The organism is Micromonospora sp. CPCC 206171 (assembly GCF_036906755.1).
GTDB classification, from domain to species: Bacteria; Actinomycetota; Actinomycetes; order Mycobacteriales; family Micromonosporaceae; genus Micromonospora; species Micromonospora purpureochromogenes.
The window spans coordinates 22157-46743 of the sequence record NZ_JBAKHT010000038.1; the positions used below are offsets into that span (position 1 = coordinate 22157).

The following is a 24587-nucleotide window of genomic DNA, read 5'->3' on the forward strand; positions in this document are numbered from 1 at the left end:
CTCTTCCGCGGCCGGCGCGCGTGCCGACGCCGCTGTCGATCGGTCCTTGGTTGCCCTGCCGGACGCCGGTCGGGCCGCGCCGCATCCGGCACGGCCCGACCGCCGGTGCGTCCACCACCCCGCCGTACGGGTACGGCGGGACGACGTCAGAGGTGCTGCATGGCGAGCGCGCCACCGTCGATCTTGATCTGGCTGCCGGTGACGTAGCGCGACTCGTCGGAGGCCAGGTAGACCACGGCGTGCGTCACGTCGGCCTGGGTCACGTGCGAGATCGGCATGGCGTGGATGGCGCTCAGGATCGGCGCGACGTCCTCGACGGTGGGGTCGTCGAGGTCCGGCCGGTAGGTCTGGAACATTCCCTTGTTGAACGCCATGTCGGTGTCCACCGTGGTCGGGTGGACCGAGTTGACCCGCCCGCTGGTCGGCGCGAGCTGCAGCGCCAGCGCCTTCACGTAGTCGACCAGGACGTGCTTGGCGAACCGGTACCCGGCGTACCCGGCGCCGGCCATCACGTCGGAGGGCATCGGCGGCAGGAAGCTCGCGATCGAGCCGACGATGATCACCGACACGCCCTCGTTGAAGTGCGGCAGCGCGGCGTGCACCGTGTTCAGCACCCCGGCGAGGTTGACGTCGATGGTGCCGGTGAAGGCGGTGATCGGCTGGTCCGGCCCCATCGGCAGGATGCCGGCGTTCGGGATCAGGACGTCGATCTTCCCCAGCTCGGCGACGCCCTCGTCGATGGCCCCGCGCAGCGCGCCGTAGTCGCGGACGTCCGCGTGCCGGACGACCACCCGGCGGCCGGCCTCCTTGACCAGGCGCGCCGTCTCCTCCAGGTCCTCGTTGCCGGCCATGCCGTAGCCGGCCGAGTCGATGTCCCTGCAGATGTCGATCGCGATGATGTCGGCGCCCTCCTCGGCCAGCCGGACCGCGTGGCTGCGCCCCTGACCACGGGCCGCGCCCGTGATGACGACGACCTTGTTCTCCGCCCGCCCCATGTGGGTCTCCCTCTGCCGGATCGCGTGAAAGGTGAGTCGAGACCGACCGGGAGCAGCGCCGCGTGCGGCGGTGGTTTCTCGCGTACGGTGGCCCGCTCGGGGCCGACGCTAACCAGGTACGGGACTCCTCTGAACCCCTTCCGACCCCTACTGGTCCCTTGAACGGCACGGCCTGCGGGGCACAGAATGGGCGGCACCGGTGTCGCGACCCCGGCGGCGATCAGGGCCGTACGGGCTGAAACGTCGACTCTTCGCCGAAGGGACGACGGCATGCACCCGATGCTGCGGCGGCTCGATGACCTCGCCGCCCACCTGCGCACCCGCCCCGATGCCGTGGCGCTGCTCGGCCTCGGCTCGGCGGGCATGGCGTACGACCGCCTGGACGAGCACTCCGACCTGGACTTCTTCGTCGTGGTCGCCGACGGCGCGGTGCCCCGCTACGTCGAGGAGATCGGCTGGCTGGCGGCGCCGTGCCCGGTGGCGTACAGCTTCGCCAACGAGCGCAACGGCCGCAAGGCGCTCTACGCCGACGGGATCTTCGTCGAGTACGCGGTGTTCACCGTCGCGGAGCTGGCGCGGCTGCCGTTCACCGGCGCCCGCGTCGTCTGGCAGCGGGACGACGCGCCCGCCACCCTGGCCGAGTGCGGCCGGCCACCGGGCGGGCCGCCGTACGACACGGTGGAGTTCCACCTGAACGAGGCGCTGACCAACCTCTACGTCGGCCTGCACCGGGAGCTGCGCGGCGAACGGCTCACCGCGGCCCGCTTCATCCAGTCGTACGCGGTGGACCGGGTGATCGCACTGCTGCGCCTCACCGGGGCCGGGGCGGGACACCGGCGCGACCCGTTCGACGCCAGCCGGCGGGTCGAGCAGGCGTACCGGCCGGAGGTCCTGCCGCTGGCCGCGATGGTCCCGGGGTACGCGCGCAACCGGGAGGCGGCGCGGGCGGTGTTCGACTGGCTGGCGGGGCGGTTCCCGGTGGACCCGGTGATCGGCGAGGCGGTCCGGCGGCTGCTGGACGGCCCGCTCCCGCCTGCGCCGCACCGCGACCTCGCGCCGTCGGACGCACCGTGACGATCAACCCGAACGTCGACGTCCCGACGACGAAGGCGCACGGCCCGAGGGCAGGTCGCTGACTCGCTCCCCCGCCGTCGCATCGGGGACGGGCCGGATCGATCATTCCGGCCCGCGCCGGCCACCGGCCGTATCACGATGTTCGGGGTGGCCGGCGACCGGCGGGCCCGCCCCCGGCCGCGCGGGCGGGCGGCGGCGGCCATCGGCCCGGAACCGGTCGGGACGACCTCCTGCGGCGTGCCGACCGTCGACCGGCGGAAGGGGTGACGTGAGCGCGCTGGTGCTGATCGTGGTGCTGGCCGCCACCGTGCTCGTCGGCACCACCCTCGGTGGCCGGTACAGCGTGGCCCCGCCGGTCCTGCTGATCACCATGGGTGCGCTGCTCGCGCTGCTCCCGCCGTTTTCCGAGGTGGTGCTGGAGCCGGAGGTGGTGCTGCTGCTCTTCCTGCCGGCGATCCTCTACCGGGAGAGCCTGGTGATCAGCATCCGCGAGATCCGGGCCAACCTGCCGGCGATCACGTTGCTCGCGGTGGTGCTGGTGGCGGTCACGATGATCGTGGTCTCCCTGACCGTGCAGCAGTTCGGCGTCGAACCGGCCGCGGCCTGGGTGCTGGGCGCGGTCCTCGCGCCGACCGACGCCGCGGCGGTCGCCGGCCTCGCCAAGCGGATGCCCCGCCGGCTGCTGACCACGCTGCGCGCGGAGAGCCTGATCAACGACGGCACGGCGCTGGTGCTCTTCTCCGTCACGGTCGGCCTCATCGCCGGGGGCGCCTGGCCGGCCGCGCCGGTCCTGCTCGGCCAGTTCGCCGGCTCGGCGGCGGGCGGGGTCGCCGCCGGCCTGCTGGCCGGCGGGGTTGTGATCGCGATCCGTAAACGTCTCGACGACCCGCTGCGCGAGGGCGCGCTGAGCGTGCTGACCCCGTTCCTCGCCTTCCTGCTGGCGGAGCTCGTCCACGCCAGCGGGGTGCTGGCGGTGGTGGTCGCCGGCCTCGTCCTGTCCTACTTCGGGCCGCGGGTGATCCGGGCCCGGTCCCGGGTGCTGGCGTACGCCTTCTGGGATCTCACCACCTTCCTGATCAACGGTTCGTTGTTCGTCCTCCTCGGCATGCAGATCCCCCGCGCGGCGGAGAGCATCACCAGCACCTCGACGGTGCAGGCGCTGACCATCGGGGCGGTGGCGGCCGCGGTGGTGATGGTGACCCGGATGATCCTGGTGCAGATCTCCGGCTACGGCCTGGAGGTCGTCGCCCGTCGCAGGTCGCGACTCAGGGGCCCGACCGGCTACCGGGTGCGCACCGCGGCCGGATGGGCCGGCTTCCGTGGCGCGGTGTCCCTCGCGGCGGCGCTCGCGGTGCCGATGACGACGAAGGCGGGAGAGCCGATCGCCGAGCGTGACCTGATCATCTTCTGCACCGCGATGGTCATCGTGCTGACGATGGTGATCGAGGGCACCACCCTGCCTGCGGTGGTCAACTGGGCGCAGCTCAAGGGTGACGTGGAGCGGGAGGACGAGGTCAAGCGGGCTCGGACGGCGGCCACCAGGGCGGGCCTGGCCGCGCTGCCCGAGGTCGCCGCCGGGCTCGGCATCGGCGAGGACGCGGTCGACCGGCTCCGCGCCGACTACCAGCGGCACCTGGAGGAGACGCTCGCCGCCGAGACGGGCGACGAGGCCGCCCAGGCCCGGGAACTGGACCGCCAACTGCGGCTCAGCGTGCTCGACCACAAGCGCCGCGAGGTCAACCGGCTGCGCGACAACAACGAGATCGACGACGCCGTGCAGCGAGAGGTGCAGGCCGCGCTGGACATCGAGGAGATCCGGCTACTGGGGCCGAGCACCAGCGAATGACGCGCCGGGCGGACCGGCCTCAGGCACCCAGCCGCTGGCGGGCCAGGAACTTCGGCACGACCATCCGCCACGCCTCGGTCACCAGCTCGGTCATCTGGTCGTGGTCGAGCCGGTCGAGCCGGCAGCAGACCCAGTGGAAGCGCAGGTCGGACGCGCCGGGCAGGAAGAACAGGTCCGGCTCGGCGGCGACGAGCGCGTCGCGTTCCTCCTTCGGGTAGCCGAAACCCATCGTCGTCTCGTCGCGGGAGAACGCGACGTAGACGATGGCGCCCACCCGGAACTTCACCCGGTCGCGGATCAGGTGCTCGGTGGTGCGCGGCAACGTCAGTGCCAGCGACCGTACGTCGGCGACGGTGACCATGCGCCGACCGTAGCGGTGGGGGCCGACATCCCCGGGCGTTCAGCGCCCCCGGGCCTGGTTGACCCGGACCGCGCGCAGCAGGGTGCGGGGGGCGGCGAGCGAGTTCGGGTGGCGGCGCATCTCGACGACGGCGTCGAAGCGCCGGGCGGTCACCGGGTCGGTCACCGACGCGGCGGTGATCTGGTCGGCCACCCACCGGGAGATCCGGTAGCCCGGGGGGCGGGGGCCGGGCACCGACGGGCGGGCCAGGTCGGCGGAGGTGGACATCCCCCAGGCCGCGTCGACCACGACCCGCTGCAACGCGAGGAACGCCCGGGCCGGGCGGCGCAGGTCGGCGCCGGAGCGGAGGTACTCCGACAGGCAGGAGGCGTGCAGGGCCGCCGACGACATGCCCTGGCCGTAGATCGGATTGAACGAGGAGACCGCGTCACCGACCGCGACCAGCCCGGCCGGCAGCCGGTGGAGCCGGTGGTAGTCCCGGCGCCGGCTGTCGGCCTGCCGGTAGGTGCGGACCGTCCCGAGCATCTCGTTGGCCACCACCCGGGCGAACTCGGGAGGAAAGTCCTCCCGGCACCGGCGGACGAGGTCGTCCGCGTCGCGGCCGGGCCGGTCGTCGCCGTAGCTGCCGAGCATCACGATCCACCGGTCGCCCTCGATCGCGGAGAAGGCGGCGCCGGCGATGTCGCCGCCGGCCGCGGCGGTGCAGCCGGCCAGCACCGCGACCGGCACCGGGTGCTCTTCGGTACGCCGGAACGTGGCGGTCGCGTAGTGCAGGTTGATCGCCATCCGGCGCATCGGCGGGCGTTCCCACCCGCCCTGCTCCAGCCAGTCGCCGAGGCGGCTCGACCGGCCGGTGGCGTCCACCACGAAGTCGGCGGGCGTGACGACCGGGCCGGTGGCGCTCTGGTGCCGTACTCCGGTGACCGCGGTGCCGGCGAAGTCCAGGCCGGTGACGCGCCCGGGCAGCAGGGTCACGTTGGGCAGCGCCAACGTGCGGCGGCGGAGCAGCTCCTCCAGGAAGGGCCGGCTCGCCGCGATCATGTCGACGTCCGAGCCCGCGACCTTGCGCCGGCCGTCGAGGTAGCTGCGGCGGGCGGCGGCGGGCAGCAGGACGGCACCCTCGGCCACCGCCTGGCGGGAGAAGCCGGGGAACCACCGGTCGATCTGGTCCCGGCCCGCCGGCAGCAGGACGTGCATCTGGGTGCCCTGCGGCACACCGGCCCGGTGTCCGGTGCCAGCACTCAGCTCGTCCCGGTCCACGATGAACACGCTCTCGGCGTGCTCGGCGAGCACCCGGGCCGCCAGCAGCCCGGCCACGCTCGCGCCGAGCACCACGGCCCGGCCCATGAGCACCGATGGTGCCGTCGCGGGCCCGATGGCGCCGATCCGGGCGAAGACGCGCGCGGGCGACTGGTACATCACGACCTCCCGGGGGGCGGCGGTCCGGGTGCCGGCGTCGTGGCGCGTGTCCGGGCGTCCCCGCGGGTGCGCGGGGAGGCCGGGGCTGCGGGCATCGACGGGCAGGCCGAGCGGATTGACTCTGCGGTGAGCCTCGCGGCGAATCTAACCGTTCGGCCGCCCGCCGGCCTCCGTTAAGGCTGTCGTCATTCCGACGCCGCCGAAAACGGAGAAGGCTTCCCACCCGGTGCACCCGCCGACCGGGCCTACTTCCGCCGGTTGCGGTCCGCCGCGGCCCGGTCGTACTCGGCCTGGGCCGCCAGCACGGTGCCCAGCTCGCTCTCGACCAGCTCGATCAGCCCGATCAGCCGCTCGGCCACCCGGGCGCCGAGCGGGGTGAGGCTGTACTCGACGTGCGGCGGGATGGTCGTCTGCACGTCCCGCCGCACCAGGCCGTCCCGCTCCAGCGCCTGGAGCGTCTGGGAGAGCATCTTCTCGCTCACCCCGTCGACGCGGCGGCGCAGCGCGTTGAACCGGTACGCGCCCTCGTGCAGCGCGGACAGCGCCAGGATCCCCCACTTGCCGGCGATGTTCTCCAGCGTGCGACGCGAGCCGCAGCCGCGGGCGAAGACGTCCGCGACGAGCTGGTCGTCGGCGTCCCGGGCGTCCGCTCCGCCGGGGTTGGTGAGGGGAGCAGTCATGGCTCGACGGTACCCGGCCGACACCCTCCGATCCACCGCACTTACTTGCGAGTTGGCACTTTCCAAAAGTTAGTGCATGCTCAAGGCATCCGCCATCCCGAGGAGCAACCATGATCGTCGTAACCGGAGCCACCGGCCTGCTCGGCCGCCTCGTCGTCACCGAACTGCTCGACCGGGGCGTTCCCGCCGAGCAGATCGTCGCGGCGGTCCGCACCCCGGAGAAGGCCGCCGACCTGGCCGCCCGGGGGGTGCTCGTGCGCGAGGCCGACTACGACCGCCCCGAGACCCTGGCCGGCGCCCTCGCCGGCGCCGACCGCCTGCTGCTCGTCTCCGCCAACGAGGTCGGGCGGCGGGTGGCGCAGCACCGCGCCGTCATCGACGCCGCCGTGGCCGCCGGGGTACGCCTGATCGCGTACACCAGTGTCCTGAAGGCCGACACCGCCACCTTCCCGCTCGCTGCCGAGCACCAGGCGACCGAGGAGCTGATCCGGGCCTCCGGCCTGCCGTACGTGCTGCTGCGCAACGGCTGGTACACCGAGAACTACACCGGCAACCTGGCCGCCACGCTCGAGCACGGCGCGGTCCTCGGCAGCGCCGGTGCCGGCCGGGTCGCCGCCGCCACCCGCGCGGACTACGCCGCCGCCGCTGCCGCCGTCCTGGCCGGCGAGGGCCACGAGAACGCGGTCTACGAGTTGGGCGGCGACGAGCCGTTCACCCTGGCCGAACTCGCCGCCGAGATCTCCCGGCAGAGCGGCACCGAGGTGGTCTACCGCGACCTGCCGGCCGAGGAGTACGCGACGGCGCTGGTCGCCGCCGGCCTGCCGGAGCCGTACGCGGCCACGCTGGCCGAGTGCGACCGGGGCATCGCCCGGGGCGAGCTGACCACCGACAGCGGTGACCTGCGCCGCCTCGCCGGCCGCCCCACCACCCCCCTCGCCGACGCGGTCGCGGTGGCACTCAAGGGCTGACGCCCTCGGCGCCGGTGGCCCTGGCGCAGCCCGGCCACCGGCGCCCGCGCCGAGCACGGTGGTGATTCGGGCGTTTGCGGCGGTGGGCGGCGGGAAGGACCGACCTCCACCCGCCGAACGGAGATGACCTCGATGGAGGACCTGACCCACCGGTGGCCGCGCACCCTCGCGGCGCGAGCCAGCGGGCGCAGCCGACGGAGCACGTCGTGACCGGGCCGGTGGCCGACGAGCCGCTCGGTGAGCTGGAACTCGTGCACCGCTTCACCGGGCCGATGCCGACCGGGGTCAGTGTCTCGCACACCGGCCGCGTCTTCGTCAACTTCCCCCAGTGGGGCGACGAGGTGCCGGCGACGGTGGTCGAACTGCGCGACGGCGCGGAGGTGCCCTTCCCGGACCAGCGATGGAACAGTCCGTCCGGGGACGACGACGCGACGGCGTTCGTGTCGGTGCAGAGCGTCGTGGTCGACCCCGCCGACCGGCTCTGGGTGCTCGACACCGGCAGTCCGATGTTCCGACCCACCGCCCCCGGTGGGCCGAAACTGGTCCGGGTGGACCTGGACACCGACAACGTCGGCCAGGTCATCACCTTCCCGACCGACGTGGCGCTGCCCACGACGTACCTCAACGACGTGCGCTTCGACCTGCGGCGCGGCGCGGCCGGCATCGCCTACGTCACCGACTCGTCGCACTCCGGCCCGAACGGGATCGTCGTGGTGGACCTGGCCTCCGGGGCGTCCTGGCGGCGGCTGCACGACCACCCGTCCACCAAGGCCGAGCCGCTGGCGACGTTCCGGCCGGTGGTCGAGGGCCGGCCGCTGCTGGAACGCCCTGCCGACGGCCCGCCGAAGCCGATCGCGATGGGCTCGGACGGCATCGCCATCTCGCACGACGGCGCCCGGCTGTACTACTGCCCGCTCGCCTCGCGGCACTGGTACAGCGTGTCCACCGACGCGCTCGCCGACCCGGCGGTCGACGACGGCGTGGTCGCCGCGTCCGTGGCCCACGAGGGCGACAAGGGCGGCGCCTCCGACGGGCTGGAGTCCGACGACGCCGGCCGGCTCTACCTGACCTCGTACGAGCACAACGCCGTGCTGCGCCGCCGCGCCGACGGCGAGTACGAGACGCTGATCCACGATCCCCGGCTGCTGTGGCCCGACACGATGTCGGTCGCCACCGACGGGTACCTCTACGTGACCGCCAACCAACTGCACCGCCAGCCGACCTACCAGCGCGGCCAGGATCTGCGGCGCAAGCCGTACGCCCTGTTCCGGACCCGGATCGACGCCGGACCGGTGCTGCTGCGCTGACGGCGGGCGCGTGGGCGGCCCCGCGTGGCGCGCGGGGCCGCCGCTCAGCCCTGCCGCGCCTTCTGGCGCGGGTCGGCCTTGTTGAGCACGAACACCTTGCCTCGGCGGCGGACCACGATCGAGTTCGCCTTCCGCTTCAACGACCGCAGGGAGCTTCTGACCTTCATCCCGAGCCATCCCTTCCTCTGGTGACGCGCAGCCGTGACCGGTGGACGGTCGGCCGGCAGGAGGCGGCCCCGGCGCCGGGACCTCGTCGCCCGGGCCGTCGGCACACCGCGGCTGGTGTACCCGACCCGGCAACGGGCATTCGCCGTACCCGCGGTGGGCCGCTGACGGGGCGCGGCGCTCCCGCTTGACAGGTGTACGTCGTACACCTAGGGTTCGTGGGTACTCAGGTGTACGGCGTACACCTGCTGGTCGCGGACAGGAGTCGACATGAGCCCCACGAGAAGGACCGCGGTGGCCGCGGGAGTGTTCTTCCTGATCACCGAGATCGCCGCGATCGCGGGGCTGGTGCTCTACCGCCCGGTGCTGACCGACGCCGACTACGTCCTCGGGGCGGGCGCCGACCCTCGGGTGCTGCTCGGCGGGTTCTTCGAGCTGATCCTCGTCGGTGCCATCGTCGGCACCGCGGTCACGCTCTACCCCGTCGTCAGGCGGCAGCACCACGCCGCCGCTCTCGGCTACCTCTGCCTACGCATCCTGGAGGCGGTCGTCATCGTCGTGGGCATCCTCAGCGTCCTGTCGGTGGTGACGCTGCGCCGGGACGTGGCCGGGACGGCCGGCACCGACGACGCCGCACTCGTCACCGCCGCCCGGGCACTCGTCGCCCTCCACGACTGGGCCTTCCTGCTCGGCCCCAACGTCGCGCTCGGGGCCAACAGCCTGCTCCTCGCCCACCTGCTGTACCGGTCGCGGCTGGTGCCCCGGTCCATCGCCGTGCTGGGCCTGGTCGGCGGGCCGCTGATCTGCGCCTCGGCGACCGCCGTGCTGTTCGGGCGCTACGAGCAGGTCTCCACCTGGGGATCGCTCGCCGCGCTGCCCGTGTTCGCCTGGGAGGTCAGCCTCGCCGGCTACCTCATCCTCCGGGGCTTCGCGCCGGCCGCCGCCTCCGGCGGCGACGCACCGACGGGCCCGGTACGCGCCGAGCTGTCGGCCGTGTGAGCGGTCCGGTCGGGGTGGTGCCGCGACCGGCCGGGCCGGCAGCCGCGGCACCGGCCCGGCCGGTCACGGCGCCGGACGCAGCCGCCCGCGGGCCACCAGCTCGACGGTCAGCACCACCGCGACCGCCTCCACGGCCAGCAGCCCGACCAGGACGACGAGCTGGGTGATCCCGGCGGCGAGCGGACCCGCCCCGCCGAGCAGCATCCCGACGAAGGCGCCCGGCAGGGTCACCAGGCCCACCGTGCGGGTCTGGTCCAGCGCCGGGATCAACGCCTGGCCGGCCGCCGGGCGGCAGACCAGCAGCACCGCGTCGCGGGGCAGCAGCCCCAGCGCCAGGGCCGCCTCCACCTCACCCCGGCGGCCGGTCAGCTCGTCCAGGGCCCGCCGACCGGCCAACGAGGTGGCGGTCATCGCGCCGCCGATCAGGATCCCGGCGACCGGGATGACCGCGATCCCGCGCGCCGGCACCAGCCCCGCCAGCAGCAGACCCAGCACGACGGAGAGGCTGCCGGCCACGATCGGCACGGCGGCCCACCAGCCGCGCGCCCCGCCGGTGATCCGCCGGCCGGAGGTGCCCGCCGCGACCGCGCACATCACCACCACGAAGGCGGCGGTGGCCCACAGCGACGCCACGATGGCGGCGATCAGCAGCGACACCGCCGCCAACTGGAGCGCCGCGCGGACGGCGGCGACCGCGATCTGACGCCCGTGCCCGAGCCGGCCGACGGTGGCCACGGCCGCCGCCACGGCGGTGAGCACGACCAGGGTCACCGCCAGCTTCGGGCCGATCACCAGCATCGTCGACGACATCGGGTCAGTCTCCCGCGACCTCGCACGGTCCGCGCGGGACGACCCCCTGGGGCGCGGCGACGGGTCAGCGGGCGGGCGCGGCGCCGGCGGCGCGGGTGATGTCCAGCAGGTGGTGTTCGGTTTCGTGGATCGTGTGCTGGCCGAGCCAGAGCAGCGTCCGGGCCCGGGGTTCCGGCCACGGGTAGACGCCGGTGCGGGCGAGGTCCGCCTGGTCGAGTGCGGCGAACCGGGTCGCCAGGTCGGTCGCGGCGGTGGCCAAGGCGGCGAGCACCACCGTCGGGTCCTGTTCGTTGTAGGCGTCGGTGACGGCGCGTTCGTCGCGTCCCATCGGGGCGAACTCCGGCTGGTCGACGGTGAGCGCCAGGACCAGCCGTTCGGTCTGCACCCGGAGCACGTCCCGGACGTGGCAGGTGTACTCCAGTGGCGACCACACCCCCTCGGCCGGTCGCCGCCGCAGGTCCGCCACCCCGCCCACCGCGGTCGCGTACCGCTCACCGACCGTGCGCAGGAGCCGCGGCAGGTCGGCGGCGGAGACGGCGGCGTAGTCGAAGCCGCACTCGTCGCATCGATCCACCCGCTGAGGCTAACGGCACCACCGCCGGAAGGGGACCCCACGACGGCGGCGGCGACGGAACACCCGCGCGCGGGCGGAACTCGGGCCGCGTCCTCGTGGGAGCGACGGCGATCCGGCAGGATGGGTGGATGTCCGTGCTGTCCGTGCTGCCTCGCCCGGTCGTCGCCGCGCCGATGGCCGGCGGCCCGTCGACACCGGCCCTCGCGGCGGCCGTCTCGGCCGCCGGTGGCCTGGGTTTCCTGGCCGCCGGGATGATCAGCGCCGACCGGCTCGCCGCCGACGTGGCCGAGGTCCGTAGCCGCACCGACCGCCCGTTCGGCGTCAACGTCTTCCTGCCGGACGCGACCGGCGGGGCGGTCGACGAGGCCGCCGTCCGGGCGTACGCCGAACGGCTCGCCCCGGAGGCCCGGCGGCACGGGGTGACGCTCGGCGAACCGGTCGGCGGCGACGACGCGTACCCGGAGAAGCTGGCCGCCCTGCTCGCGGACCCGGTGCCGGTGGTGTCCTTCGTGTTCGGGCTGCCCGCCCGGGCGGCGGTGGCCGCCCTGCGGGAGCGAGGCACCGAGGTCTGGGCCACGGTCACCAGCCCCGACGCCGCCTCGGCGGCGGTCGGGCTCGGCGTGGACGCCGTCGTCGTGCAGGGCACCGAGGCCGGCGGGCACCGCGGTGGCCTGCCGGACGACGACGACTACGGGGTGCTGCCCCTGCTCCGGCTGGTCGCCGCCCGCTGCGACCGGCCGCTGGTGGCCGCCGGCGGCATCGCCGACGGCGCCGGGGTGGCGGCCGTGCTGGCCGCCGGTGCCGCCGCCGCCCAGCTCGGCACGGCCTTCCTGCGCTGCCCGGAGGCGGGCACCTCGCCGATGCACCGGGCGGCGGTGGCCAGCACCGCGCCGACCGCGCTGAGCCGCGCGTTCACCGGGAAACGGGCGCGAGGGCTGGTCAACGACTTCCTTCGCCGGCACGACGGGTCCGCACCCGTCGGCTACCCGCAGGTGTTGCACCTCACCCGCCCGCTGCTGGCCGCCGCCAAGGGCAGCGGGGACGCCTCGGTGGCGAACCAGTGGGCCGGTCAGGCGCACGCCCTGGCGACGGAGACGCCGGCGGGTGAGCTGGTCGCCGAGCTGACCGCCGGGGCCAGGGCCGCGCTGACGGCGGCGGCCGAGAGGTCCGGTGCCTGGGGCTGAGCCACGGCCCTCGGGCGGTGAATTGGGATGCGCCGCCCCGGTGGCCGCCCTACGGTGTCCCTCCGTGACGATCGACATCGTGAGCCTGGCGGACCGCCCGGACCTCGCTGCCCTGCTCGACGAGGACTTCGACGGGGCGTGGCCGCAGTTCATGCTCTGGGATCCGATGGGTGGCATCTACTACAACGTCGCCCACGACCTCTGTCCCGAGTTCGTGTTCGCCGCCGTCGACTCCACCGAGCCCGGGCGCGCCGTCGCGAAGGCGTACGCCGTGCCGCTGCGCTGGACCGAGCCGGAACTGCCCGACGGCGGCTGGGACCGGGCGATCCAGCGGGCCACCGTCACCCACCTCACCGGGGCCACGCCGAACATCGTGTCGGCCATCGAGATCTGCGTCCGGCCCGACCGGCGCGGCTCCGGACTCTCCGCCCGGATGCTCGCCGCCATGCGGCGGGCCGTCGCCGATCGGGGGTACGACACCCTGGTCGCCCCGGTCCGCCCGAGCGGCAAGCACACCGACCCCGAGCTGCCGATGACCGAGTACGCGGCCCGGGTCCGCGACGACGGCCTGCCGGTCGACCCGTGGCTGCGGGTACACGTGCGCGCGGGCGGACGCATCGAGCGGGTGGCCACCCGGTCCATGATGATCAGCGGCAGCCTCGACGACTGGCGCCGCTGGACCGGCCTGCCGTTCGACACGAGCGGGCCGGTGCACGTGCCGGGCGCGCTGGTGCCGGTGCACTGCGACGTGGAGCACGACCACGCCGTCTACGTGGAACCCAACGTCTGGGTCCGGCACCGGCTCTAGGCGGTCCCCTCGAGCCGCTGCTTCAGGTGCCGGTAGCTCGCCGGGGCGCCCTTCGCCGCCAGCCGGCGGACCATCGGCACGAGCGGCACGCCGACCCCGTGCCCGGTGAAGTCCAGGGCGAAGGTCACGCGTGACCGCGCGCCCTCGTCGAGAGGCTCGATGGTGACGGTCACGCTCGGCCTGATCGGCCCGTCGACCCCGTGCACCGCCCACCGGCCGGGCGGGCTGTCCTCGGTCACCTCCTGCGTCATGGTGCGCGCGACCCCGCCGATCCGGCGGGTCGTGGTGAACCGGGCGCCCGACCCGACCGGGCCACCCGACTCCACGCGTACGCCCACGACGTCGTGCTGCCACTCGGCGAACCGCGAGGGATCGGTGACGTACGCGAACACCTCTTCCGGCGGCCGGTCGATGTCGATGGTGGAGACGGCGGCGGTCATGGCTCCTCCTGCTCGTGCTGACGCGGCGGGTCGAGGGTGGCCCGCCCACCACTCATGACACACCGAAAGCGGGGCATGTGACCGGCCGGTTCGCCGCCGCGTCCGCCGGCCCGGCGTCAGGCGCCCGGCACATCCAGGACGTACCCGTTGATCGCGCGTACCTGGTCCGCGAGGTCCGGCAGCTCGACCACCTCGACGCCCGCCGCCGCCAGCAGCTCGACCCCCTGGCAGTCCACGAAGATCGGCGGTTCCCGCATCGCCAGCACGACCCGACGGATGCCCGCGGCCAGGATCAGCCCGGTGCAGGTGGACGACGGGCGCTGACGCACGCTGCACGGCTCCAGGGAGCTGTAGATGGTCGCTCCGGACAGGTCGACCCCGCGGAGCTTGACCAACGCGGACTCCTCGGCGTGCACATGGGAATCGGTCTCCCGGGAGTACCCCCGGGCCAGCTCCGTCCCGTCGCGGCCCACCACGATCGCGCCGACCGCGTACGCGGTGGCCTTCGGCGGGCACCGCCGGGAGAGGTCGATCGCGTCCTGGAGCCAGCGGCGGTCGAGGGCGGCCGGCGGGGTCACGTTGATCGCCGCTCACTCATCTCGTCGCTCCCCTCCGCCGGACTGATGCTGTCATTCGTACCCGACCCGGACCCGGGCGAGGTGGTCGGCGCGGCCGGCGAGAGCCCACTTCTCACCCGCGCACATGATCGGGCAGGTGGCGGGCCACCTCGGCCGGGGAGGGCATCCGCGCGATCTCCTCGGCGACCGCGCGGGCGGCGTCCCGGTGGTCGGTCCGCCCGGTGCGCGGCAGGAGCCGCCGGGCGTGCTCGGCGATCGCCGTGGCGCTCGCGTCGTCGCCGAGCAGGCGCAGCGCGGCGCCGGCCGCGCTGACCGCTTCGGCGTTGGCGAACTGGTCGGCGCCCTGCGGCAGGATCAGCTGCGGGACGCCGGCGGCGAGCGCGCCGAGGGTCGTGCCGCTGCCGCCGTGGTGCACGACGAGATCGGCGTGCGGCAGCAGCTGCGCCTGCGGCACCCAGCGCTGCACGCTGACGTTGTCCGGCACGTTTCCGAGCTGGTCCAGGGGCACCCGGCCGGCGGCGACCACCACCCGCGCGTCCAGGGTGGCCAGCCCCTCGACGGCCGCGCTCAGCAGGTCCCGGGTGCCGAAGGCGGTGCCGAGCGTCAGGTAGATCAGCGGCAGTGAGCTGCGGCGGCTGTCCCAGGCGGGCAGCGCCGCCGGCGTCGAGTACGCGACGGGCCGTAACTCGATCCGGTCCGCGGTGGCGAGGAAGCGCTCGTCCTGCAACGACGGCGGGCAGATGTCGACGTGCGGCCGTCCGGCGGCCTCGGCGTTCCGGGTGGGCAGTTCGAGGCCGATGCCCTCGGGGATCATCCGCCCGAAGCCGTGCCAGATCCCCGGGATGCCGGCCCGGTGGGCGGCGACGGCTGCTCCCGGCACGCCCCATTCGTGGACGACGAGGTCGGGCTCCAACCGGGCGAGTTCCGGTGCCAGGTCCTCGGCGTAGATCTCGTAGAACGCGTCCGCGGGACGGAAGGGGCGCAGGCCGTTCGCGGCGAGCGGTGCGTGCACCTCCTCGCCGACGGCGAAGTGCACCTCGTGTCCGGCGTCCCGGACGGCCACCGCCAGTGGGATCAGCGGATAGGTGTGGCCGACCGATGCGAGGCTGGCGAACAGTACGCGCATTCCGACGAAGGTACGCCCGCACTCCCGGGCACCTCGCGGCCCCCGGGTCGGCCCCCAACGGCTGGGGGTCGGCGACGTCCAGGTCTTCGCCGGCCGACAGCGGCCAGACGACGAGCCGCGGAAGCGGCGTCGCACCCACCGCCTACGCTCCGGGTGCATGGGAGATCCCTTCACGGTGCGCATCGCGGTCCGGGGCTACGAGCTCGACACCCAGGGCCACCTCAACCAGGCCGTCTACCTCCAGTACGCCGAGCACGCCCGGTGGGAGTGCCTGCGGGCCGCGGGCATCTCGCAGGACCGGCTGATCGCCACCGGCGTGGGCCCGGTCGCCCTGGAGGTCACCCTGCGATACCTGCGGGAGCTGCGCGGCGGGGACGAGGTGGACGTGTCCTGCGAGTTCCACTGGGGTGAGGGCCGGACTTTCCGGATCGAGCAGGACTACCGCCGCCTGGACGGCACCCAGGTCGCGACGGTGACCGGGGTGGGCGGTCTGCTCGACCTGTCGACCCGGCGGCTCGTGGCCGACCCGCGCGAGCGGTTCCGGGAGCTGGCCACCGACCCGGGACCCCTCCGCCTCTGAGGCCGGCGCGCCCACTGGCCGCCGACCGACACACGCGGCGTGCACGACGAAACCCGCCGCCACGAGCCGGTCCCGGGCGGCCGGACTTCTACGCTGGCAGGCATGAACTCGTGGGACGACTCGCGTCGGGCGTTCACCGACGCGGCGCTCTGGTTCGTCCGCACCACCGCCCTCGTCGGCGACCGGTGGAGCCGGCCCGGCCTGGGCGAGTGGGACGTGCGGGCCCTGGTCGGCCACACCAGCCGGTCCCTCCGCACGGTCGAGGAGTACCTGGCCCGGCCCGCCGACGGCGTCGAGGTCGCCTCCACTGGCGACTACTTCCGCGCCACGAGCGCCGCCGCGGCCGGTGCGGCGGTCGCCGCGCGCGGACGCGACGCCGGGGCGGCGCTGGGCAGCGATCCGGCGGCAGCCGTGGCGGAGCTGGCCACCCGCGTCCTCGCGCTGGTCGACACCCGGGACGGCGGCGCGCTCGTCACGACCGTCGTGGGCGGCATGCGGCTCGCGGACTACCTGCCGACCCGGACGTTCGAGCTTGCCGTGCACACCGCGGACCTCGCCACGGCACTCGGCGTACCGCCCGAGGTGCCGGCGACCGCCGCGGCGCAGGCGCTGCGCATCGTCGCCGAGCTGGCCGTCGGCCACGGTCTCGCCGGGCCGCTCCTGCTGGCCGCCACCGGCCGCCCGGGCAGCCTTCCGGCCGGCTTCTCGGTGCTCTGACAGCACGCCGGCCGCGGGTCCAGGTGGCATTCGGCGGCAAGCCGGCGGACCTGCCCGGACGCCCCGGTCGGCAGCCGCCGATCTTGGTGGGCGGGGTGTGGCATCGTGATGGGGATGGAGCCGGACGGTGACGCCGAGGCCCGCCGTACCCTGCCCGAACCGCTCCGGGTGGGCCTGGGGGTGCTGCGCGACTACCGGCCCACGCTCCGGCGGCTGCGGGCGCTGCTGCGCAGCATGGTGACCTCGTTCGTGGTGCTCAGCCTGACGCTGTGGCTGCTGCCGGGGGTCACCGCCAGCGGCCTGGTCGCGATGCTGTGGCTGGTCGGGCTGATCGCCGGGATCGGTGCGGTGCTGCGCCCGCTGCTGTTCGCCCTCTCCACCGCGCTGGGCGGCCTCGGGGCGCTGGCCATCGGCGTGTGCGTGCAGGCCGTCGTCATGTACGTCGCGTTGCGCCTGGACCCGGAGGCGCACGTCCGCGGGTTCGCCGACGCCTTCGCCGCCGCGTGGCTCGCCGTGGCGCTGGCCGCGATCCTGAACTGGCTCGCCGACGCCGGCACCGACGACGCGTTCGTCAGCGAGATGCTGTGGGTGATGAACCGGGTACGCCGTGGACCGGCTCGCCACCGGCGACGGGTGTGGCGCCGCCGGGGCGTCGCCGGGGTGCCGCCCGAGCGGCAGACGGCGGACGCCCTGCTCGTCGTCCAGCTCGACGGCGTGGCCGCGCCGCTGGTGCAGTGGGCCATCCGGGCCGGCAACCTGCCCACGATCGGTGGGTGGCTGCGCTCCCGCAGCCACCGGATGACGCACTGGCACACCGGCCTGCCGGCCACCACGCCCGCGGCGCAGGCGGGCCTGCTGCACGGCGAGGTCCGGCGGGTGCCGGCCTATCGCTGGTACGAGAAGGCGACCGCGGACGACACCGCCAGCCGGCTCATGGTGACCAGCCGGCCGCGCGACGCCGCCGAGGTCGAGCGCCGGCTGTCCACCGGGCACGGGCTGCTGCGCGACGGCGGGGTCAGCATCAGCACCGTCTTTTCCGGCGACGCCCCCACCAGCCTGCTCACGGTGAGCCGCGCCGGGCTGCCCGGGCGGTCCACCCGGGGCTACGCGGCGTTCATGGCCAGCCCGTACGGGTTCGCCCGGGCCATCGTGCGCGGCGCCGGGCAGGTGGTGCGCGAGCTGTACGAGGCACGGCGGCAGCGGCTGCGCGGCGTACAGCCCAGGGGCCGCCGCAGCGGCTCCTACCTGGCGCTGCGTCCGATGGCGAGCCTGCTCAGCGACCTCAACGTGTCGCTGATCGCCGAGCAGATGGCCGGCGGGGCGCCGGTGATCTTCTGCGACTTCCTCGACTACGACGAGGTGGCCCACCACGCCGGGCCGGCCCGGCCGCAGGCGCTGGCGGTCCTCGAAGCGCTCGACCAGACGCTCGGCATCCTCCAGCGGCTGGCGGCCGAGGCGGCGCGGCGCTACCACATCGTGGTGTTGAGCGACCACGGGCAGAGCCAGGGCGCCACGTTCCGCCAGCGGTACGGCGAGTCGCTGGCGCAGGTGGTCGCCCGGCTCGCCGCGCCCACCGTGCGCCCGACCGGCCCCGACGGCCGGCCGGGGCTCCCGATGCCGGTGCGGGAGGCGGCGACCGCCGAGGCCGCCGGCCCGGTCGAGGAGTGGGGACGGGTCAACACGCTGCTCACCGAGGTGGCGGGCCGGGGCGGGGCGACCGGCACGGCGACCCGGGTGGTGGTGCGGTCGCACACGGACGAGGGCGAGGTCACCCTGGGCCCGGCCGACGAGGAGGCGGCGGCAGCGACCCGGACCGATCCGGAGACCGTGGTGGTGGCGTCGGGCAACCTGGCGATGATCTACCTGCCCCGCCATCCGGGGCGGCTGACCCGCGAGCGGGTCGACACCCTCGTACCGGGGCTGATCGACGGCCTGGCCGCGCATCCCGGCATCGGTCTGGTCGTCGTCGACTCGGCGGCCGGGCCGCTGGCGATCGGGGCGCGCGGCTGCCACAACCTGCGGGACGGACAGGTCGACGGCGACGACCCGCTGACCCCGTACGGCCGGCGGGCGCGTCGGGACCTGCTGCGCCACCAGGCGATGGACCACGTCGGTGACCTCGTGGTGATCAGTGCGGTGGACCCGGGTCTGGAGGAGGTGGCGGCCTTCGAGGAGCTGGTGGGCTGCCACGGCGGGCTCGGCGGCTGGCAGACGGAGGCACTGCTGATCCACCCCGCCGACTGGCCGCAGGAGGGCGAGCTGGTCGGCCCGGAGGCCGTGCACGGGCAGTTGCTCGCCTGGCTGCGCCGGCTCGGGCTGCGCCGGCCCGACGACCAGACCGACGAGGGGGACGACCCGGCGGTCCGCACAGTGGACCCCGACCTGGGCGACGCGTAGCGCTGGCGGCCTCGGTCACGGCGCCACCGGCGGCTCGCCCGGCAGGGCCCGGCGCCGGGCCAGCCAGCTCAGCCCCTGGCTGACCAGCACGACGAGCAGGATCGCGGCGACGACGCTCTGCCACGGCTCGGGGAAGATCGCCCGCCCGAGGACGCCGATCGCGGCGTACAGCACCGACCACAGCAGGCTGGCGGGCGCGTCGGCGAGGGCGAAACGCCGCCAGGTCAGCCCGGACAGGGCCGCCGCCAGCAGCACCGGGATCCGGCCGCCCGGGATGAGCCGGGACACCAGCAGCGTCGAAACCAGCTCATCGCGCACGCGCGCCGTCATCCGGCCGACCCGCTGCCGGCCGCGCAGCCAGTGCAGGCGTCGGGCGAGTCGCTCGCCGCCCCAGCCGAGCATGCCGTAGGTCGCCAGGTCGCCCGCGTACGCTCCGAACGCGCCGGCGATCACGACGAGGACCACGGTGACCGGATGCTGGTGGGCGGCGAGCGCGGCGGCGCCACTGACCGCCGCGCCGGTCGGCACCACCGGGACGACGGACCCGAAGAGCACCACCAGGACCAGCGAGCCCAGCACGCCGAGCGTCGCCGTCACGGCCGGCGCACCGCGACGGACTCGCCCGGCCCCAGCACGCGCACCCGGGTGCCCGGGGAGACCGCCTCGGCGTGGCGGGCGAAGTCGTCCCCCGGGCCGAAGAACCGGTCCGGCCGGACCCGCTCGCAGCCGACCGGCCAGAAGGTGCCGAAGTGGATGGGCACTGCCCACGCCGCCGCCACGCGCCGGACCGCCTCCGCGGCGCCCGCCGGATCGAGGTGGCCGGGGCCGAGCGTGGGTCCCCACCCACCGACCGGGACGAGCGCCAGGTCGAGCGGCCCCAGCCCGGCCATCTCGTCGAAGAGACCGGTGTCCCCGGCGAACCAGGTCCGCAGCTCGCCGTCGATCAGGTAGCCGAGGGCGGGTGCCCGGTGCCGGGACCACGGGCCCCGGCCGGCGTGGTGTGCGGCGGGAACGGCGGCGACCGTGACCCGGCCGATCGTGGTGCGGTCGCCGACCGCGAGCTCCGTGCAGCGGCGGGCGGCCGCCGCGCCCAGCGCCTGGCGGACCACCCGGCCCGCACCCGCCGGCACCACCAGCGCGATGTCCGGGGGCAGCCGGCGCAACGACGCGAAGTCCAGGTGGTCGGCGTGCAGGTGGGAGACGAGTACGGCGTCCGGGGCGCCCGGCAGCCGCGGGGTGGGCCCACGGCGTCGCCGCAGGTGGGCGAGCCGGTCACGCAGCAGCGGGTCGGTCAGCAGCCGGGTGCCGGAGTCCTCGATCCACACGGTGCTGTGCCCGTACCACGTCAGCCGCACCACACCGCCTCGGTCACGCCTGCCACCGTATCCGGCGGTGCCACCGCGCGGCCCGAACCTGACCTGGCCCGCCGTCGGACCGAGATGGGCCCCCTCCCCCGGACGGTCGGCGGAGGGGTCGAATCGGCCATTCTGCCGGAAACGCTGCCACATACTCATACCGTCCGGCGGCGGCCGGGCGGGGCCGGGGTGGCGGAGGCCGGTGCCCGCGTCGTGGAGGGAGGGATCAGGCAGGTGAGTGTGGACGGCGACGGGCGGGTGCCGGCGGAACCCTGGCCGCTGCCCAGGGACGCCACGGTGGCGGATCACCTCGTGCAACGGTTGGCGTGCTGGGGCGTCCGCCGCTACTTCGGGTACCCGGGCGACGGCATCAACGGGATGACCTCGGCACTGCAACGCACCGACGAGCGGGCGCAGTTCGTACAGGTCCGGCACGAGGAGACCGCGGGCTTCGCGGCGTCCGCGCACGTGAAGTACGGGGGCGGCCCGCTGGGCAGCGTCCTGGTCACCAGCGGGCCGGGGGCGATCCACGCGCTGAACGGCCTGTACGACGCCAAGCTGGACCACCAGCCGGTGGTGGCCCTGGTCGGCCACACCGCCCTGACCGCCGAGGGTGGCGGGTACTACCAGGAGGTCGACCTGCTGGCGCTCTACAAGGACGTGGCCGCGGCGTTCCTGGCCCAGCTCGACCATCCCGCCCAGGTGCGTCACCTGGTGGACCGCGCCTGCCGGACCGCGCTGGCCCGCCGCACCGTCACCGCCCTGGTGCTCCCCCTGGACGTGCAGGACGAGCCGGCGGTGCCGGAGCCGCCGTACGCCCACGGGTACTACCACACCAGCAGCGTGCCGAGCAGCGGCCCGACCGTGCCGCCGGAGGCGGAGGTGCGCCGGGCGGCCGACGTCCTGCGCGGCGGCGAGCGGGTGGCCATGCTGGTCGGGCAGGGCGCGCTCGGCGCCGAGACCGAGGTACGCGAGGTCGCCCACCGGTTGGGGGCGGGCGTCGCCACCGCGCTGCTGGGCTTCCCCGCGGTCGACCACCGGGAGCCCTGGGTGACCGGCGCGATCGGGCTGCTCGGCACCCGCCCGAGCTGGCAGCTGATGCAGGGCTGCGACCGGCTGCTGATCGTCGGCAGCAACATGCCCTACTCGGAGTTCTACCCGCCGCCGGGGCAGGCCCGGGCGGTACAGGTCGACCGGGACGGCACCCAGTTGGGGCTGCGGTACCCGACCGAGGTGAACCTGACCGGCGACGCGGCCGCCACCCTCCGCGCGCTGCTGCGTGAGCTGGGGCCCGGCCCCGCGCCGACGGGCTGGCGGGAGACGATCTCCGCGGAGACCCGGGCGTGGCGCCGGACGCAGCGGGATCTCGCCGAGCAACCGGCCGACCCGGTCAACCCCCAGCTCCTCTTCGCCACCCTCAACGACCGCCTGCCCGACGACGTGATGATCTCGGTGGACTGCGGCACGACGACGGCCTGGTACGCCCGGCACATCCAGGTCCGCCCGGGCATGCTGGCCAGCCTCTCCGGCACCCTGCTGTCGATGGGCGGCGCGATGCCGTACGCGCTGGCGGCGAAGTTCGCCCACCCGGACCGCCCACTGGTCGCGCTCATCGGCGACGGCGCCATGCAGATGAACGGCGTCAACGAACTCATCACCGTGGCCAAGTACTGGCGCAGCTGGGCCGATCCGCGGTTCGTGGTGCTGGTGCTGAACAACCGGGACCTCGCCTTCGTCAGCTGGGAACAGCGCTCCACCGAGGGGACGCCGATGTTCCCGGACAGCCAGGAACTGCCGGACATCGGCTACCACCGGTGGGCGGAGGTGCTCGGGCTCGGTGGCGAGCTGGTCGACGCGCCGGAGCAGATCCCCGGCATGTGGGAGCGGGCGCTGAACGCCGACCGGCCGGTGGTCGTCAACGCCCTCGTCGACCCCGCCGAGCTGATGCTGCCCCCGCACTTCACGCTGGAACAGGCCCGCAACACCGCCGGGGCGCTGCTACGCGGTGACACCGACTGGGCCGGCATCATCCGCCGGGGTCTGCCCGCCACCCTCACCGCCTACCGATCACGTCGCAGGTGAGCGACGGGAGCATGCCCGCCCGTCCGTCCCGCTGGACGATGCCGCTCCGGGTACTGGAGGCGCCGTCGTACCTGCAGGCGTTCGTGCTGTCCGGGGTGGTCACCGTGCTGCTCGTCCGGGCCTTCCTCCAGGCGGCCGGCTACCCGCAGCTCGGCGGCGGCGGGCTGCACATCGCGCACGTGCTCTGGGGTGGCCTGCTGATGACCAGCGGGCTGGGTGTCGCGCTGGTCTTCCTGGGCAGCGCGGCGCGCAACCTCGGCGCGGTCCTGGGCGGGATCGGCTTCGGGCTGTTCATCGACGAGGTGGGCAAGTTCGTCACCGCCGGCACCGACTACTTCTACGCCCCGGCGGCCGGCATCATCTACGGCGCCTTCGCCCTGCTCGTGGTGATCACCCAGGCGATCCGGGGCCGGATCCGCCTCACCGGTCCGGAGCGGACGGCGAACGCGCTGTACGTGGTGGTCGGCGGGCTGCGCACCGGCCTCACCGACGACCGGCGGGCTGCCGCGACCCGGCTGGTGCGCGGATGCGGCCCGGACGTCGAGGACGCGATCACCCGGCTGCTCGACACGGTGCCCCGGCGCGAGGCACCCGGCCCCCGGTTCTGGCAGCCGTGGCTGCGCCGGGCCCGTCGGGCCGTGGTCTGGGTGACCACGCACCGGTGGGTGGTGGCGCTGGTGGTGCTCTACCTGGTCGGCGAGCCGTTCGTCGTCGTGCTGGGCGTCCTGCTGGACACGATCACCGGCCAGCTGCACGACCAGCGGGAGTGGCGGGCCGTGCTCGGGGTCTCGATCTCCGCGCTGATCACCGCGGTGCTCAGCATCCGCGGGGCGTGGCTGCTGCCTCGCGACCGGACGCGGGCCTTCCGGCTGTTCAAGCTCGCCCTCCTGGTCGACCTGCTGTTCGGGCAGATCTTCAGCTTCACCGTCAACCAGTTCGGGGCGCTCACCGCGCTCGCCGTGGACCTCTTCCTGCTCGGCGTGGTGACCGCGGAACACCGGCGGCTCTGCCGGCAGGGCCCGGAGCCCGACGGCTGAACTCCGCCGCCCGGACCACGGTCGCCGCCACGGTCGCTCGGGGAATCAACGTCCGGCGCCGTGCCGGCCGCCGGCCGGTCCGACCTCAGGGCAGCCCGCTCCAGGGGTCCTCGCGGCGCCAGATGGTCGGCAGGTGCAGGGCGACCCCGTCGCGGTCGGCGAGGCGGCCGAGCACGCGCATGGTGGTGTCGAGGTCGTCACCGGCGTACGGCAGCGCGCGCAGTGGCCGGTCCAGGGGGCGGAAGAAGTCGTCCCAGTGGGTGAGGACGACCCGCCGGGCACCGACGGTCCGCACGGTCTGCGCCCAGTAGCTCGTGAGGTACCCCTCGTCCCGCACGCCGAGCTGACCGACCCCGAGGTACGCGACATCGGCGCGGTGCCCCTCCAGCGCCCCGGGAACGAAGCCCGCGCTGCCCTGCACCAGGGCGGTGCGACCGCTGTCGTGCCGAACCAGGAGCGACCACGCCTCACCGCACCGGTAGGTACGGGCCCTGACCGGCGGCGCGACGGGCTCGGTGATGTGCCCGGGGAAGCGGTCCGGAGGGCAGTGTTCCGATGCCACGAACGCGAGGGTGAAGGCACCCGACGTGACCTGCTCGCCGGGGGTCACGACGCGGATCCGGTCCGGCGGGAGGCCGTGACCGCGTCCGACGTTGGCGGCCGACTCGCCACCGACGAGCGTGGCGTTCGTGCGCTCCGCGACGACGGCGGAATCCAGGACATGGTCGAAGTGGGTGTGCACCGGTACGACGGCGTCCAGCCGGCGGTGGGAGAGCCCGGCTCGGGCCAGCCCACCGGTGATCCGCTCCTGGTCCGGAGCGATCCTGGCGAACGCGACCTCGAGCAGCGAGGGCCGGGAGAAGAACCCGTCGGTCAGGATGGCGGATTCGCCGTCGTCCAGCAGCAGGGTGGACACGCCCAGGAACACGGCCGCGAAGCTTCCGGCGGCCGGCGGCACGTCGAACCGGGCCGCGTAGCGGTCAAGGTCGGGACGGCCGAGCTTCAGGCGCATGCGCGGGATGCTAGTGCCTCGTCTTCGAACGTTGATCGTGTAATCCGTCGGTTCTGAGGATTCGTCCGGCAGT

The 24587-nt window shown here is 74.6% G+C and carries 25 protein-coding genes; 12 read left to right on the forward strand and 13 right to left on the reverse strand.

What is annotated here, in order from left to right:
- Positions 1-146: 146 nt before the first annotated feature.
- The gene (locus V6U89_RS27795; protein WP_334575460.1) at positions 147-995 is read right to left on the reverse strand and encodes a mycofactocin-coupled SDR family oxidoreductase; all 849 of its coding nucleotides are present in this window, start codon (positions 993-995) and stop codon (positions 147-149) included.
- A gap of 270 nt (positions 996-1265) precedes the next feature.
- On the opposite strand from V6U89_RS27795, the gene V6U89_RS27800 reads away from it, so the two are divergent.
- Entirely contained in the window at positions 1266-2069 is an 804-nt protein-coding gene (locus V6U89_RS27800) for a hypothetical protein (protein WP_334575462.1), read from the forward strand.
- 268 nt (positions 2070-2337) lie between these two features.
- A complete protein-coding gene (locus V6U89_RS27805) occupies positions 2338-3915 on the forward strand; it encodes a Na+/H+ antiporter (protein WP_334575464.1) in 1578 nt (525 codons plus the stop codon).
- Between the two features lie 19 nt (positions 3916-3934).
- Here V6U89_RS27805 and V6U89_RS27810 read toward each other — a convergent pair whose 3' ends face one another.
- From V6U89_RS27810 to V6U89_RS27820, 3 genes are all read right to left on the reverse strand, one after another.
- The gene (locus tag V6U89_RS27810) at positions 3935-4276 is read right to left on the reverse strand and encodes an MmcQ/YjbR family DNA-binding protein (protein WP_088963037.1); all 342 of its coding nucleotides are present in this window, start codon (positions 4274-4276) and stop codon (positions 3935-3937) included.
- Between the two features lie 39 nt (positions 4277-4315).
- On the reverse strand, positions 4316-5695 hold the full coding sequence (locus V6U89_RS27815; protein ID WP_334575469.1) for an FAD-dependent oxidoreductase: 1380 nt from the start codon (positions 5693-5695) through the stop codon (positions 4316-4318).
- 245 nt (positions 5696-5940) lie between these two features.
- Positions 5941-6375 (reverse strand): winged helix-turn-helix transcriptional regulator, encoded by a 435-nt coding sequence (locus V6U89_RS27820; RefSeq protein ID WP_334575471.1) that lies wholly within the window; start codon positions 6373-6375, stop codon positions 5941-5943.
- A 110-nt stretch (positions 6376-6485) separates the two neighbouring features.
- Here V6U89_RS27820 and V6U89_RS27825 point away from each other — a divergent pair, with 110 nt between their 5' ends.
- Together V6U89_RS27825 and V6U89_RS27830 are read left to right on the forward strand one after the other, a co-directional pair.
- The gene (locus V6U89_RS27825) at positions 6486-7343 is read left to right on the forward strand and encodes an SDR family oxidoreductase (protein ID WP_334575475.1); all 858 of its coding nucleotides are present in this window, start codon (positions 6486-6488) and stop codon (positions 7341-7343) included.
- A 206-nt stretch (positions 7344-7549) separates the two neighbouring features.
- On the forward strand, positions 7550-8650 hold the full coding sequence (locus V6U89_RS27830; RefSeq protein WP_334575478.1) for an L-dopachrome tautomerase-related protein: 1101 nt from the start codon (positions 7550-7552) through the stop codon (positions 8648-8650).
- A 44-nt stretch (positions 8651-8694) separates the two neighbouring features.
- On the opposite strand, the gene V6U89_RS27835 is transcribed toward V6U89_RS27830, so the two are convergent.
- A complete protein-coding gene (locus tag V6U89_RS27835; RefSeq protein WP_334575483.1) occupies positions 8695-8817 on the reverse strand; it encodes a ribosomal protein bL36 in 123 nt (40 codons plus the stop codon).
- A 268-nt stretch (positions 8818-9085) separates the two neighbouring features.
- Between V6U89_RS27835 and V6U89_RS27840 the strand changes: the two genes are divergently transcribed.
- Positions 9086-9814 carry a DUF4386 domain-containing protein gene (locus V6U89_RS27840; protein ID WP_334575488.1) on the forward strand — a complete coding sequence of 243 codons (729 nt, stop codon included), beginning with the start codon at positions 9086-9088 and terminating at the stop codon, positions 9812-9814.
- A gap of 63 nt (positions 9815-9877) precedes the next feature.
- Here V6U89_RS27840 and V6U89_RS27845 read toward each other — a convergent pair whose 3' ends face one another.
- Positions 9878-10624: an ABC transporter permease gene (locus V6U89_RS27845; RefSeq protein WP_334575493.1), complete on the reverse strand. Its 747-nt coding sequence runs from the start codon at positions 10622-10624 to the stop codon at positions 9878-9880.
- Positions 10625-10688: 64 nt separating this feature from the next.
- Positions 10689-11198, reverse strand: a complete 510-nt coding sequence (locus V6U89_RS27850) for a DinB family protein (RefSeq protein WP_334575497.1) — start codon at positions 11196-11198, stop codon at positions 10689-10691.
- A 128-nt stretch (positions 11199-11326) separates the two neighbouring features.
- Between V6U89_RS27850 and V6U89_RS27855 the strand changes: the two genes are divergently transcribed.
- Positions 11327-12382 carry a nitronate monooxygenase gene (locus V6U89_RS27855; protein WP_334575500.1) on the forward strand — a complete coding sequence of 352 codons (1056 nt, stop codon included), beginning with the start codon at positions 11327-11329 and terminating at the stop codon, positions 12380-12382.
- Between the two features lie 64 nt (positions 12383-12446).
- Entirely contained in the window at positions 12447-13190 is a 744-nt protein-coding gene (locus V6U89_RS27860) for an N-acetyltransferase (protein ID WP_334575503.1), read from the forward strand.
- Here the strand turns inward: V6U89_RS27860 and V6U89_RS27865 are convergent.
- The 3 genes from V6U89_RS27865 to V6U89_RS27875 form a co-directional block, all read right to left on the reverse strand.
- Complete coding sequence (locus V6U89_RS27865; RefSeq protein WP_334575505.1) at positions 13187-13630, reverse strand: SRPBCC family protein; 444 nt, start codon at positions 13628-13630, stop codon at positions 13187-13189. The genes V6U89_RS27860 and V6U89_RS27865 overlap by 4 nt on opposite strands.
- A 116-nt stretch (positions 13631-13746) precedes the next feature.
- On the reverse strand, positions 13747-14208 hold the full coding sequence (locus V6U89_RS27870) for a deaminase (RefSeq protein ID WP_334575508.1): 462 nt from the start codon (positions 14206-14208) through the stop codon (positions 13747-13749).
- Between the two features lie 112 nt (positions 14209-14320).
- On the reverse strand, positions 14321-15334 hold the full coding sequence (locus V6U89_RS27875) for a glycosyltransferase (protein ID WP_334575513.1): 1014 nt from the start codon (positions 15332-15334) through the stop codon (positions 14321-14323).
- A 157-nt stretch (positions 15335-15491) separates the two neighbouring features.
- Between V6U89_RS27875 and V6U89_RS27880 the strand changes: the two genes are divergently transcribed.
- From V6U89_RS27880 to V6U89_RS27890, 3 genes are all read left to right on the forward strand, one after another.
- Entirely contained in the window at positions 15492-15914 is a 423-nt protein-coding gene (locus tag V6U89_RS27880; protein WP_334575516.1) for an acyl-CoA thioesterase, read from the forward strand.
- A gap of 102 nt (positions 15915-16016) precedes the next feature.
- Complete coding sequence (locus tag V6U89_RS27885; protein ID WP_334575521.1) at positions 16017-16631, forward strand: maleylpyruvate isomerase N-terminal domain-containing protein; 615 nt, start codon at positions 16017-16019, stop codon at positions 16629-16631.
- A gap of 114 nt (positions 16632-16745) precedes the next feature.
- Positions 16746-19028: a phage holin family protein gene (locus V6U89_RS27890; protein WP_334575526.1), complete on the forward strand. Its 2283-nt coding sequence runs from the start codon at positions 16746-16748 to the stop codon at positions 19026-19028.
- A gap of 15 nt (positions 19029-19043) precedes the next feature.
- Here the strand turns inward: V6U89_RS27890 and V6U89_RS27895 are convergent, their stop codons facing one another.
- Entirely contained in the window at positions 19044-19625 is a 582-nt protein-coding gene (locus V6U89_RS27895; RefSeq protein ID WP_334575531.1) for a DedA family protein, read from the reverse strand.
- A complete protein-coding gene (locus tag V6U89_RS27900; protein ID WP_334575533.1) occupies positions 19622-20383 on the reverse strand; it encodes an MBL fold metallo-hydrolase in 762 nt (253 codons plus the stop codon). The genes V6U89_RS27895 and V6U89_RS27900 overlap by 4 nt, the downstream gene beginning before the upstream one ends.
- Positions 20384-20617: 234 nt before the next feature.
- Between V6U89_RS27900 and V6U89_RS27905 the strand changes: the two genes are divergently transcribed.
- On the forward strand, positions 20618-22465 hold the full coding sequence (locus V6U89_RS27905) for a thiamine pyrophosphate-requiring protein (RefSeq protein ID WP_334575535.1): 1848 nt from the start codon (positions 20618-20620) through the stop codon (positions 22463-22465).
- A gap of 38 nt (positions 22466-22503) precedes the next feature.
- Positions 22504-23502, forward strand: a complete 999-nt coding sequence (locus V6U89_RS27910) for a hypothetical protein (protein ID WP_334575540.1) — start codon at positions 22504-22506, stop codon at positions 23500-23502.
- A gap of 85 nt (positions 23503-23587) precedes the next feature.
- Here V6U89_RS27910 and V6U89_RS27915 read toward each other — a convergent pair whose 3' ends face one another.
- Positions 23588-24514, reverse strand: a complete 927-nt coding sequence (locus V6U89_RS27915; RefSeq protein ID WP_334575538.1) for an MBL fold metallo-hydrolase — start codon at positions 24512-24514, stop codon at positions 23588-23590.
- Positions 24515-24587 lie beyond the last annotated feature (73 nt).

What these genes read in the sequence shown, in the direction of transcription:
- V6U89_RS27795 (WP_334575460.1), bottom strand. Translation starts at nt 995, where the DNA reads ATGGGGCGGGCGGAGAACAAGGTCGTCGTCATCACGGGCGCGGCCCGT.
- V6U89_RS27800 (WP_334575462.1), top strand. Translation starts at nt 1,266, where the DNA reads ATGCACCCGATGCTGCGGCGGCTCGATGACCTCGCCGCCCACCTGCGC.
- V6U89_RS27810 (WP_088963037.1), bottom strand. Translation starts at nt 4,276, where the DNA reads ATGGTCACCGTCGCCGACGTACGGTCGCTGGCACTGACGTTGCCGCGC.
- V6U89_RS27815 (WP_334575469.1), bottom strand. Translation starts at nt 5,695, where the DNA reads ATGTACCAGTCGCCCGCGCGCGTCTTCGCCCGGATCGGCGCCATCGGG.
- V6U89_RS27820 (WP_334575471.1), bottom strand. Translation starts at nt 6,375, where the DNA reads ATGACTGCTCCCCTCACCAACCCCGGCGGAGCGGACGCCCGGGACGCC.
- V6U89_RS27825 (WP_334575475.1), top strand. Translation starts at nt 6,486, where the DNA reads ATGATCGTCGTAACCGGAGCCACCGGCCTGCTCGGCCGCCTCGTCGTC.
- V6U89_RS27835 (WP_334575483.1), bottom strand. Translation starts at nt 8,817, where the DNA reads ATGAAGGTCAGAAGCTCCCTGCGGTCGTTGAAGCGGAAGGCGAACTCG.
- V6U89_RS27840 (WP_334575488.1), top strand. Translation starts at nt 9,086, where the DNA reads ATGAGCCCCACGAGAAGGACCGCGGTGGCCGCGGGAGTGTTCTTCCTG.
- V6U89_RS27845 (WP_334575493.1), bottom strand. Translation starts at nt 10,624, where the DNA reads ATGTCGTCGACGATGCTGGTGATCGGCCCGAAGCTGGCGGTGACCCTG.
- V6U89_RS27855 (WP_334575500.1), top strand. Translation starts at nt 11,327, where the DNA reads ATGTCCGTGCTGTCCGTGCTGCCTCGCCCGGTCGTCGCCGCGCCGATG.
- V6U89_RS27865 (WP_334575505.1), bottom strand. Translation starts at nt 13,630, where the DNA reads ATGACCGCCGCCGTCTCCACCATCGACATCGACCGGCCGCCGGAAGAG.
- V6U89_RS27875 (WP_334575513.1), bottom strand. Translation starts at nt 15,334, where the DNA reads ATGCGCGTACTGTTCGCCAGCCTCGCATCGGTCGGCCACACCTATCCG.
- V6U89_RS27880 (WP_334575516.1), top strand. Translation starts at nt 15,492, where the DNA reads ATGGGAGATCCCTTCACGGTGCGCATCGCGGTCCGGGGCTACGAGCTC.
- V6U89_RS27885 (WP_334575521.1), top strand. Translation starts at nt 16,017, where the DNA reads ATGAACTCGTGGGACGACTCGCGTCGGGCGTTCACCGACGCGGCGCTC.
- V6U89_RS27890 (WP_334575526.1), top strand. Translation starts at nt 16,746, where the DNA reads ATGGAGCCGGACGGTGACGCCGAGGCCCGCCGTACCCTGCCCGAACCG.
- V6U89_RS27910 (WP_334575540.1), top strand. Translation starts at nt 22,504, where the DNA reads ATGCCGCTCCGGGTACTGGAGGCGCCGTCGTACCTGCAGGCGTTCGTG.
- V6U89_RS27915 (WP_334575538.1), bottom strand. Translation starts at nt 24,514, where the DNA reads ATGCGCCTGAAGCTCGGCCGTCCCGACCTTGACCGCTACGCGGCCCGG.